Genomic DNA, 12024 nt, shown 5'->3' on the forward strand with positions numbered 1-12024 from the left:
ATAATTTTGCCCCATATTCGTATTCAGGAGTTGATTCGTGGAGTTCCGTTACACCCCCACAGAGATCGAAGCAAAATGGCAGCAAGCTTGGACAGATGCCGAGTTGTCCCAAACGCCTGAAACGAGCGATAAGCCGAAGTTTTACGCGCTGTCTATGTTTCCGTATCCCTCTGGCAATCTCCACATGGGGCATGTGCGGGTGTATACGATCGTCGATGTGATCGCTCGACTCAAACGGATGCAAGGATATCGCGTCCTGAATCCGATGGGTTGGGATGCGTTCGGGTTGCCTGCGGAAAATGCAGCGATCGAGCGCGGCGTTCATCCCGCGAAATGGACGTATCAAAATATCGATCAGATGCGCGACCAGTTAAAGCAGTTGGGCATCTCGTTTGATTGGACAAAAGAAGTAGCAACCTGTTCGCCAGACTACTATCGCTGGACACAGTGGATTTTCTTGGAGTTCTTTAAGGCAGGTTTGGCGTATCAGAAAGAAGCCACGGTGAATTGGGATCCGATCGATCAAACTGTATTAGCCAATGAGCAGGTGGATGCCGATGGACGGTCTTGGCGATCGGGGGCGAAAGTCGAACGGAAGTTGCTGCGTCAGTGGTTTTTGAAGATCACAGATTATGCAGAGCAATTGTTAACGGATTTAGACAAGCTGAAGGGATGGCCCGATCGCGTTAAGTTAATGCAGGCAAATTGGATTGGCAAGTCCACGGGCGCACAAGTGACTTTCACCACAGAAGCAGGTGACGAAATTGTTGTGTTTACGACTCGTCCTGATACGCTGTGGGGTGCATCATTCATGGTGTTGTCGCCGGAGCATCCTTTAGTCGAGAAGTTGACGACCCCGGAACAAGCAGAAGCAATTCAGCAGTATCAAGAAGCGGCGGCAGCGAAAAGTGATATCGATCGTACTGCTGAAGGTCAAGAAAAGACGGGTGTTTGGACGGGTAGCTATGCAATCAATCCCGTTAACGATCAGAAGATTCCGATTTGGATTGCAGATTATGTGCTGATGGACTATGGAACAGGTGCAATTATGGCAGTTCCAGCCCACGATCAGCGAGATTTTGAGTTCGCGAAGAAGTTCGATTTACCGATCAAAGTCGTCGTTCAGCCCCCGGATCAAACTTTAGATGCTGCAACTATGACCGAAGCCTTTCCGGGCGAAGGGGTGATGGTGAATTCCGGTGTGTTGGATGGTGTTCCGGCAGGGAAAGGAAAAGGTCAGAGTGTTGAAGCAGCGATCGCATTCCTTGAATCGAAGCAAAAAGGGAAAGGTACCTCGAACTATCGCTTAAGGGATTGGTTAATTTCACGACAAAGATACTGGGGCGCACCGATTCCGATCATTCACTGTCCGAAGTGTGGTGCGGTTCCGGTTCCCGACTCTGACTTACCTGTTGCACTGCCTGAGAATGTTGAGTTCTCCGGTAAAGGTGGCTCACCGTTAACCCAGTTAGAATCGTGGCTGAATGTTTCTTGTCCGAGTTGTGGAACGCCTGCAAAACGCGAGACCGACACGATGGATACGTTTATCGATTCGTCGTGGTATTTCTTGCGCTATCCCGATGCCAACAATGATCAAGCAGTATTCGATCGCACAATCACAAACGATTGGATGCCTGTGGATCAATACGTGGGCGGAATTGAACACGCGATTTTACATTTACTGTATTCGCGATTTTTTACGAAGGTATTGCGCGATCGGGGTCTGTTGAACTTCGATGAACCCTTCGAGCGTTTACTTACTCAAGGTATGGTTCAGGGCAGAACTTACAAAAATCCAACCACTGGAAAGTATGTGCTTCCTGCTGAGATTAAAGATGCAACCAATCCGATCGATCCAGCAACCGGAGAAAAGCTAGAAGTTGTATTCGAGAAAATGTCGAAATCGAAGTACAACGGTGTAGCTCCGGGTGATGTTGTCGATAAATACGGGGCGGATACGGCGCGGATGTTTATCTTATTCAAAGCACCGCCTGAGAAAGATTTGGAGTGGGAAGATGCCGACGTTGAAGGGCAATTCCGATTCCTCAATCGGGTATGGCGATTGGTGACGGAATCCGGTGTGGGTAGAGCGATTAATCGCGTCTCTACCCACGGCAATTTATCCAAACCTGAGAAAGATTTGCGGCGATCGATTCACACGGCAATCAAAGAAGTCACCGAAGATTTGCAGGGTGACTATCAATTCAACACGGCAGTCTCTGAACTGATGAAATTGAGCAATGCCTTAAGCGATGCTCAAAAAGATTCCCCGGTTTATGCCGAAGGCATTGATACATTGCTGCGATTGTTAGCGCCGTTTGCTCCACACATTGCTGAGGAACTGTGGCACACGATCGGACATTCCGACTCAATTCATACGCAGTCTTTCCCGATCGTTGATCCAAGTGCATTAATCGCCGATGAGAAAACGATCGTGATTCAAATCTTAGGCAAAACACGCGGAACGATCGAGGCAGCAACTGCGATCGCAGACGACAAAGCCGCATTAGAACAATTTGCGCGAGAGTCAGAGATTGCAAAACGCTACATCGAAGGCAAAGAGATTAAGAAGGTAATTGTTGTGCCTGGGAAACTCGTCAACTTCGTCGTGGTCTAGCTTGAATGTCGAAAAAGCGAAAATTACTCAAAAAAATTTTGGAGGGTTCAAACAACGTCTCATTTGATGAACTTGTAACACTGGTTGAAGGCTTCGGCTCTACCCTTTCTCGGATTAATGGCAGTCATCATATTTTTCATCACCCTGACATTCCTGATCTTGTCAATCTCCAAAATAGAAAGGGGAGTCGTACCTTATCAAATTCGTCACAGGAAGTATTGGAACTGTTAGTTGAATCAGCATTCCCTTCGGGGGGCGAAGCCAGCGCAGAAGGCGAACCTTTACCGGAACCACAAACCTTTGGAAAAACGCTTCAAACTGTATAGGAACTTAAAAAATGACAGATTTACAGAACTATGATCCTAGTGGCATAGGTGTCATGGGTCGATTGTTTGGCTTGCCGTTTGACTATGACTCGGCAAAATTAATTGTGTTGGGTGTGCCCTGGGAAGTGACGGTTTCTTACAATGCCGGAACTGCGCGAGGTGTAGCAGCAATGCTGAACGCTTCGTCGCAGCTTGATTTGTATGACTTTGACAATCCAGACGGGTGGAAACAAGGAATCTTTATGCCTGAGATTCCACAAACCATTCTCGATCGCTCCGATCGACTCCGAGCGGATGCCGCGAAGATTATCGATCGCTTATCTATTGGAGAACAGCTAGATTCAGAACTATCTCAGTTACTCGAAACAATCAATCAAGCGGGTGAAACACTGAACCAATGGTTATTTGAACAGAGCGATCGCGCCCTTCAGCAAGGAAAACGAGTCGCAGTCGTGGGTGGGGATCATAGTGTGCCGCTGGGGTACTTGAGAGCGATCGCCCAACATCACGAGAATTTTGGCATTCTGCACATTGATGCTCATGCGGATTTGCGCCAGGCTTACGAAGGCTTCGAGTATTCGCACGCCTCGATCATGTACAACGTGCTGACACTGCCACAGATGACCAAGCTTGTGCAAGTTGGAATTCGCGATGTTTGTTTAGACGAAGTAAACCTAATTCGCGACTCTAACGGTCGAATCTCAACCTACTATGATTCGATGCTGAAACAGAAACAGTATGCGGGTGTGCCTTGGCTTCAAATTTGCCAGCAAATCGTGGCAGAACTGCCGCAAGAAGTTTATATCAGCGTCGATGTCGATGGCTTTGATCCGAAGCTTTGCCCGATGACTGGAACACCTGTGCCCGGTGGATTAGAGCTAGAGCAAGCTTTCTGTTTGTTCCGCGAAGTCGTTAACAGTGGACGTAAGGTGATTGGCTTTGATGTCGTTGAAATTGGGAATGCTGAATGGGATGGAAATGTTGCTGCCAGAACTCTCTACAAACTGTGCAATCTAATGGATTCATCCTTGCAATAGAGGAAAAGGTTATCTTTAAGTCTTAGTCTGATTCAGTACAGTGTCATTCCACTTGTATGTCTTGGAAAACGGTCTTTTCGTTTGCGCTGTTTGCCACACTGCTGACGATCGCGCTTGGTTGGCTCATCAGCATACGAGCGGTGCCGATCGCTCAAACCATTCACTTTAACGATGCAGAACGTTGTTTTATGGGAATTTGGATCTGGCTGGCAATCACGCTGGGGGTGATTCTTCCCGGCATTGCCTGGATAGTCTGGTTCAAACATCCCCAAATCCGCAAAATTCTGGGGCTTTATCTGTCTGCATTGATCATTCAAATTCTGACCGAGCAGATTTTTAGCAGCCTTGGATTTCCGAGTTTAGTTGTCGCGATTGGAACGGTTTACACTATCTTTCGCTTGTGGCAACTTTGGCGATCGCAACAACTCATCAGTCAAGCCTCTGGGAATGTTGTAAATCGCAAAGGAATGACTGTACTGCTATGGATTTTAGGCTTGTTTTGGTGCAGCAATCTGATTATGCTGTCAACGCTCGGATGGTCTAGCGTGTTGAGTTAACTCTAGAAAGCGATCGCCCCAACTTTAGCGTTTAGAGCGATCACGATTTTCTCAGCCTCTACTGCCGTCGAGCGACTGAGCCGCGATAAATGCGATCGGCTTGTTCCGGCGACAGCCAAGGCATCGACTCAATGGGCACTTCAGCACAGACGGGCTCTGGCAAACGTCCGTTTCCATTGGAAACCGCAGGCACATCCGGGACTAACTCACACGCAACAGGCGGAGCGCTCGTTTTTGTGTACTGTTTGGGAGCCACTTCACCGCGCTCTCGGAGCGATAGCTGACTTTGCGGCGGAACATACGCATGAGTCTCCGGATCAAACGCGAGAACTTCCCCAGTTTCAATGTGATAAACCCAGGCAAAGATTTCGAGTTTGCGCTGGTACAAGCGCGAATGCACAACTGGATAGGTTTTGAGATTCTCGATTTGGGTGAGAACGTTTTCGGCGATCGTAATCTCTAACAGTTGTTCGCCGCTGTACTGGCTGTAATTTTCTCTCACCAATCGCCGCGTCGCTTCTGAATGCTTCAGCCAGTCGTACACCAGCGGCATTTCTTCTTCAAGCTTGCCAAGCTGTAACAAGCCCTTCATCGCGCCGCAGTGAGAGTGACCACAGACAATAATTTGCTGAATATCCAGGGCATTAATCGCATATTCAACCGCCGCCCCTTCTCCACCGTTCGCCGCGCCATACGGTGGAATAATATTTCCAGCATTGCGAATGATAAACAGATCACCGATATCCGCTTGAGTAATCAAATTTGGATCAATGCGGGAGTCAGAGCAGGTAATAAATAGAACACGCGGCTTTTGACCGTGCGACAGTTCTTCTAGCTGATCCAGGTGTCGCGGAACGTAACTCTCTCGAAATTGTCGGTGTCCTTGAATTAACTTTTTCATCGCTCCCTTCCAGTTATGATTGCCATTCGTCAATGGCTTCGTCTTTGGTGTTGGTGTTTCGGCTTGGTGTCTCGCGGGTGAACTTCAGATGAATCGATCGCGTTTGCTCTCCATCTTTTGCCACTGCCAAGATCGGATAATCGATTAAACCATCTTGGAACGGCATTTGGAATCGGAAGGTTCCGTCTGGATTGAGCGGAATCGTTTCGCCTGCGATCGTTACGATCGCATCCGGTTCCGTTGCACCATATACAATCAGTTCCGCGTCGGCAACCAGCCAGAATCGGCGGGGGCGAATCGGAATAGCACTGCCCGAGAATAATCCGGCTCCAGACATGCCAATCCCAGACATTCCAGAAATCCCGGAAGCAGTGGGGGGCAATAGTCCTGCACCAGACGGAAACGCGATCGAACGATCGACGGGAACTTGCTGCATAGAGCCAAAGATCGACCCTGCAATTCGCTGAAGTTCTGCACCTTGAGATAAATCGAATATCCGATCATACATCGCATTTGGGGCGACCACCAAATCGCGCTCTTCCAGAGGTGAGGGCAGCGTCAAGGGAGTTTGACCCCGCAAATTGTTGTCCCAAGGAACGGTTGCGAATTGCTCGTACTCCCAAGTAGACGGATACACGGGCGGAATTCGGACAGGCAGCGATCGCGCCAGCATCAGCCAGCGTCCGTCTCCGGCAACGTAACCGATTTCGACTAGGTAATCGCGATCGCTCACCGGAATGGGGAGATACCAATCGCGGGCGAGTTCATCACATTCAAATTGCTGTAAGTTATGCGGGCTTTGATGGGTTAGATCGAGATCGGTAACATCAGCCAAACGTAAAACGAGCGTTTGTCCACCTTGGCTACACAGTTCTGATTTGTGTTCGTTGGGAATGTCCCAGTACGTATACGCCCATCGCGGATCACGGGGCATCAGCACGATTCGGCTTTCTCCATAGCCATCGGGTAATTCCGGTAAGCCTTCATCGACTGAGGCTAACGTTTCGCTAGACAAATCCGTTTGTCCAAGATCAAATCGCGCTGCCTCGACATCGGTTTGACCCGCATCGCTCCGAGTCGCCAATCCTGCCGCAAGTCCCATTCCGCCTGCCGCAAGGGTAGTTGCGCCAACCCTCGTAGACGGTTCTTCAGCGATCGTATCGGTCTCATCGGCGCTCGTATCCATTGTCTCGAATTCATCGGTTTCGAGATCCGCGCCCGCATCGATTTCAGAAAGTTCGGACGGAGGAATTCCCGGTTCAGGAGTCGTTGCTTCAATGAATGTTGGTTCCACGATCGCAGCCTCATTCCCTACAGTCGATTCAGTGGCTCCGAGTCCTGAGAGTGCTGCTGCTCCACCGAATGCTGCAAGCCCCGGAATTACACTTTCAGAATCAAGCGTTCCAAGCGGATCGACGATCGTCGCTTCAGGGACAGCCGCATCTAAATCGAGTTGCACATAATCTACATCAGGGGCTGAAATTAGCGGAAGTTCGTCTACCGTGGGTGCGTCATCGAGATCCAGGTTGATCGAAGGCAGGTCGAGCGGTGCATCTTCGACCTCATCGAGCGGTTCGATCGTATCTAGAGACGTGGGGGATTCATCGAATGCGACTGGTGCTAGTTCATCGACGCTACTGGGTGCATCATCAAGGTTCAGTTCGATCGCAGGCTGATCGAGCGGAGCGACTTCGGCTCCTTCGAGCGGCTCGATCGCGTCTAAAGATGTGAGCGGTTCGGGTTCAGGCAGGTTATCCGATTCCTCACGCATCAAGGCGACGGCTCCAAGTCCAGCCATTCCCCCAAGCATTGCTCCCGTTGGCAAGTTAATTTCCGGGGGCGCTTCCGGTGGCTCAATCGTAGCGGAGTGCAAAGTTGGGGTGTCGACCGCTGGCATCTCACGGATTTCAATCAAGGGGCGATCGGGAACCGGAGTCGATTCTGCAATCACGGGTGGCTCGATCGATTCAAGAGATTCAGCGACGATCGCAGGTGGTTCTGCGGGAATTGCTGAGGCTTCAGGCGGTTCTGTCGGCTCTGCTTGATCGGACACCGAAGCGGCTCCCGCTCCTACCAGTGCCGCTCCTCCAACCGCAGCAGGAGAAACTGTGGGCGGTTGAACTTCTGCGATCGCGGCGCGATCAGAATTAATCACCGAACCCGCACGCGATGCCAGACTGCCATCTGAAGTTGAAGGATTCATCAGAGGCGGGGGGGGCGGTGGAGTGACAGGTCGAGGCCGGGGCGGTAGTTCTGTCGCCGCAGGGGTCGTTGCTTGCACCGCGCCTCGCGTTCGACGACGCAGCAGCCAGCCGATCAAAAGTGCGGCAAGCCCCAACGGCAACAGCCACCAGAGCCAGCCCGGAACACCGCTATCACTATTTTGGGAGTTGGTTGGATTTGTGGCGAGGGGCGCTGCATTCGATGCGCCAGATGTCGATGTGTCAGATGCTGATATACCGGGAGTTGAACTGAGAGCCGTTGCGCCTGATGTGCCAGAAGCGCCCGGTGCTACCGTAGACGGTGCGCCAACGGGTGAGCCTGCGGGGGCAGGAGACGATCCAGCACTGGCTCCCGCATTTAATGCGCCTGCGGCGGCGCTTCCTGCCGTCAGCACTGCATCTGAGTTGATGGCTAACGAAGCCGGATCGGTTTCAGCAGCACGAGCGGCTTCTACCCCTGAGTTAGAAGTCGTGTAGCCCAAGAACGCGGCTGCACCCGGAGAGGGATTCGCTTTATGAACGTAGTAAAAGGGCTGTGAAAAGGGATAGCGCGGATCAGTAGGCAAGGTGTTGTGCATCGGCACAATCCGCAGATTTGCCTGATTTAAGACTTGATTTGCAGGTGCAAAGCTGAGTCCATCTTTATCAAGCTGCTGAGCCACGGCTTGAGTGCTATCTTCACCCGTCCGGGTTGCGGTAGAGCCAACTTGATAGGGTGTGTCGATGAAGATGGCGTAGTTGCGAAAGGCAGTACGGGTATCGCTCAGGTCGGGTCGATCGATAAAGCGAATCCGTCCCGGTGTGCCGCCTAATTCCGACCAGTCCGTAATTTCACCCCGGACAATTTTCACAAACTGCGGTACCGTGATACTGCCTCTAAAGGGATTGTCTGGACTAATGATCAGCGCAATCTTGCCGCGTCCGACCGCAACGGGAATCAGCCCCTGATCACGCTCTGATTGCGTCAACGATCGCCCGATCGCGGCCAAGTCAACCCTGCCATCGCGGAGGGCTTGCAGTCCAACCGCACTCCCGGAATAGTTGAGATTGATTTTGCTGCCCGAAAATTGACTTTCAAATCGCTGTTTCAGCGCTTGATTAGTTGTCGCCATGCTGCTTGATCCCTCAATCTGCACGGTGGTTCCAGAGGGGACAGAAGACGGAAGGGGAAAGGTCGGCGGTGCGGTCTGAGCCAACGTTGGAGGGGCAATGATCGATTCGAGGGGTTTTGCTGCTGCAACCGTGGTCAGCAGTAGGGCAAAACCGAGCGCAGACGATTTCTGATTTGGCAACATTAATTCAAATGCCTCTTACACCAGTGCAGATTAAAATAGAATTTGCAACGTATTATATAGCGATCGTTCAAAGTCCGCTTCTGTCGATGTATGGGCGCACGTTAGCAAACCATACTGAATGTGATTTGCAGCACTCCTGGTCACGGTAGGACAGATGCAAAAATCGGGAACTTTGTAAAAAATCCTGTTAAAGATTTGGTGATGCGTATTAACGACCGGGATTACCTCGTTTCTAGTCAAGACGATCGCAGCTATCAACTCTTGCTAGAAGCGATTCCAGATATCATGCTGCGCTTGAATCGAGCAGGAGTTTGTTTAGATTTTCACGTTCCGCAATCGGTAGCGTTTCGGCTATTTAGCGCAGGAGTAGACTGGCGAGGAAAGTTTCTATGGGAAATTTTGCCGCCTCATCTGGCAGCCCAGCGTATGGTTTACGTAGAGCGAGCGATCGTCACGAATGAAGTGCAAGTCTATGAACAAGAACTCGAAGTCGATGGACAGTGGCAGTATGAAGAAGTGCGCGTGACGCGCTGCAATGAGCAGGAAGCTTTAGTGATTGTTCGCGATATTAGCGCTCGTAAGTATGCACAAATCGCACTACAGCGCAGTGAGGCCCGGTTTCAAAGACTTGCCGCGAATGTTCCAGGGGTGCTGTATCAGTTTCGACTATCACTGGAGGGTAAAGTCAGTTTTCCCTACATCAGCGCATACTCACAGGAGTTGTTTGAGCTAGAACCGGAGCAAGTTTATCGCAATTCCGATCTGCTCATGAATCAGGTTCATCCTGATGATCAAGTAGAGCTTTGGAGATCGATTTGGCACTCAGCCGCCACACTTCAGCCTTGTACTTGGTTAGGACGGCTTACTACTCCATCTGGTCGGCTAATTTGGATTCAGAAGCAGTCTAGACCAGAGCGACAGGCGGATGGATCAGTGCTATGGGATGGGGTCATTCTGAATATAACCGAAGGCAAGCTCAACGAAGAAGCACTACGTCGATCGGAAGCACAGCTAAGACAGCAAGCGATCGACCTCGAAAACACACTGCAAGACCTCAAACGCACTCAAACGCAACTTATTCACAGTGAGAAGATGTCTTCGCTGGGTCAGCTTGTGGCAGGCATTGCTCACGAAATTAACAATCCCATTAGCTTTATCTATGGCAATCTGTGTCACGCCAATGATTATTTCGCTGATATTTTTGACTTAATTCATCTCTATCAAAAACATTATCCGCAGCCGCATCCAGAAGTTGAGGAACAGATTGCAGCGATCGACCTTGAGTTTATTTCCAGTGATTTAGATAAGCTGCTGAATTCGATGCAGACGGGTGCAGAACGCATTCAAGACATTGTTTTATCGTTGCGGACGTTTTCCCGGCTTGACGAAGCGGCATTGAAGCGAGTGAATATTCACGATGGCATCGAAAGTACACTGACGATCTTGCAGAGTCGTTTAAATCAGGACTATCAGGGATACAAACTTAAAGTTACAAGAAATTACGCTGAGCTACCCAGAATCGAATGCTTTGCAGGTTCGTTGAACCAGGTGTTTCTGCAAATTATTACGAATGCGATCGATGCGCTAGAAGTGGCAATTCAAAACCCGCAATGGCTAGTGCATCATCCACAGCCAACGATCGAAATTTACACCGAGCAAGTCGATGCCGAGCAAGTCCAGATTCGGATTATTGATAACGGCATGGGGATTGCCGAATCAGAGCAGGCTCGAATGTTCGACCCATTCTTTACCACTAAGCCGATTGGTCAAGGCACAGGAATGGGGTTAGCCATGAGCTATCAGATTGTGACTCAGCAGCATCATGGCAGTTTGAAATGTCGATCAATTCCATTGCAGGGTGCAGAACTTGTGGTCACGCTGCCAATTCGACAGGTTGAGGTGCAATCTCAATTATGATCGCACCTCTTGTAATGATGCGTAACGATGCGTAACTATGCCGCGACTCGTGATTCGCTACTAGAAACACGATCGCCTGTGGTGGCATCAAACCAGTGAATATGCTCAACTGGGAACGCCAATCGCACAGTGCTACCATTGCTGAACCCAGAATGCACCGGCAGAATTGCCCGAACCTTCATTGGTTCACCAGACGCACTCTGAAGGTGGCAACTCACTAAGTCGTGCATTCCTAGGTTCTCAGTCAGAAAGACTTCGCCGTTAAGAACGGGTTCATTTTGACCTTGAGCCAGGTGTACATGCTCCGGACGAATGCCCAGCACCACTTCTCGCGCTGCATATCCACGGGGTGTAGGAATCCGAGTATTGCCAACGAGTGCGCTGCCATTGTCGCAAGGAACTCGCAAGAAGTTCATTTGCGGACTACCAATAAAGCCTGCCACAAATTCGTTGGCAGGATGACTGTAAATTACATCGGGTCGATCGAACTGTTGCAGATAGCCATTGTTCAGCACGGCAACTTTAGTCGAAAGCGTCATCGCTTCGGTTTGGTCGTGCGTCACATAAACGATCGGCGCATTTTGCGATCCGAAGAGTTGTTTCAGTTCTGCCCGGACATGTTCCCGCAACAGTGCATCTAAGTTACTGAGGGGTTCATCCAGCAAGAACAAATCAGGACGACGAACTAAGGTTCGCGCCACTGCTACCCGTTGCCGTTGACCTCCAGATAACTGTCCGGGTTTACGATCCATTAATTCATGCAAGCCTAGAAAATCTGCAACTTCCCGAATGCGCTCTTTGACTTCAGCGTGGGGCGTTTTTCGCAGTTTTAGCCCAGATGCAATGTTCTCGTAAACCGACATATGGGGATACAGCGCATAGCTTTGAAACACCATTGCAATGTTGCGATCGCCCGGACTCAAGCGGCTGACATCGTGACCATTGATCATCACTCGTCCGCTGGTGGGCTGTTCGAGTCCTGCAATCAGCCGCAAAATTGTAGATTTCCCGCAGCCTGATGGGCCTAACAGCGTGAGAAATTCACCTTGATTCACTTCTAAACTGATGTTTTTGACCGGAACAACCTTGGGAGTGTAAGCCTTTCTCAAATCAATGAGTTGTAGATTTTTAGTCATGATGTTTGATGTGATA

The 12024-nt window shown here is 50.1% G+C and carries 7 protein-coding genes and 2 pseudogenes; 5 read left to right on the forward strand and 4 right to left on the reverse strand.

All coding sequences use genetic code 11. The features are described from left to right. The first annotated feature begins 37 nt into the window (after positions 1–37). From leuS to NC981_RS02350, 4 genes are read left to right on the forward strand one after another with little or no spacing between them, the layout of a single operon-like run. Positions 38–2617 (forward strand): leucine--tRNA ligase, encoded by a 2580-nt coding sequence (gene leuS, locus NC981_RS02335; RefSeq protein WP_348241367.1) that lies wholly within the window; start codon positions 38–40, stop codon positions 2615–2617. Positions 2618–2622: 5 nt separating this feature from the next. Further along, positions 2623–2943: a type II toxin-antitoxin system HicA family toxin gene (locus tag NC981_RS02340; protein ID WP_348241368.1), complete on the forward strand. Its 321-nt coding sequence runs from the start codon at positions 2623–2625 to the stop codon at positions 2941–2943. 11 nt (positions 2944–2954) lie between these two features. Continuing rightward, the gene (locus tag NC981_RS02345) at positions 2955–3980 is read left to right on the forward strand and encodes an agmatinase family protein (RefSeq protein WP_348241369.1); all 1026 of its coding nucleotides are present in this window, start codon (positions 2955–2957) and stop codon (positions 3978–3980) included. Between the two features lie 56 nt (positions 3981–4036). Then, entirely contained in the window at positions 4037–4537 is a 501-nt protein-coding gene (locus tag NC981_RS02350; RefSeq protein ID WP_348241370.1) for a hypothetical protein, read from the forward strand. A 58-nt stretch (positions 4538–4595) separates the two neighbouring features. On the opposite strand, the gene NC981_RS02355 is transcribed toward NC981_RS02350, so the two are convergent. The 3 genes and pseudogenes from NC981_RS02355 to NC981_RS02365 all read right to left on the reverse strand — a co-directional run. Continuing rightward, on the reverse strand, positions 4596–5438 hold the full coding sequence (locus tag NC981_RS02355; protein ID WP_348241371.1) for a carbonic anhydrase: 843 nt from the start codon (positions 5436–5438) through the stop codon (positions 4596–4598). Between the two features lie 13 nt (positions 5439–5451). Continuing rightward, positions 5452–6489, reverse strand: a pseudogene (locus NC981_RS02360) (DUF4912 domain-containing protein); the annotation flags it as partial. Positions 6490–8133: 1644 nt separating this feature from the next. Then, a pseudogene (locus tag NC981_RS02365) lies at positions 8134–8955 on the reverse strand (substrate-binding domain-containing protein); the annotation flags it as partial. A gap of 201 nt (positions 8956–9156) precedes the next feature. Here NC981_RS02365 and NC981_RS02370 point away from each other — a divergent pair. Further along, positions 9157–10872, forward strand: a complete 1716-nt coding sequence (locus NC981_RS02370; RefSeq protein WP_348241372.1) for an ATP-binding protein — start codon at positions 9157–9159, stop codon at positions 10870–10872. 35 nt (positions 10873–10907) lie between these two features. Here the strand turns inward: NC981_RS02370 and NC981_RS02375 are convergent, their stop codons facing one another. Continuing rightward, complete coding sequence (locus NC981_RS02375) at positions 10908–12008, reverse strand: ABC transporter ATP-binding protein (RefSeq protein WP_348241373.1); 1101 nt, start codon at positions 12006–12008, stop codon at positions 10908–10910. Between the last annotated feature and the right edge of the window lie 16 nt (positions 12009–12024).

The organism is Leptolyngbya sp. DQ-M1 (genome assembly GCF_039962505.1).
GTDB lineage: Bacteria > Cyanobacteriota > Cyanobacteriia > Leptolyngbyales > Leptolyngbyaceae > Leptolyngbya.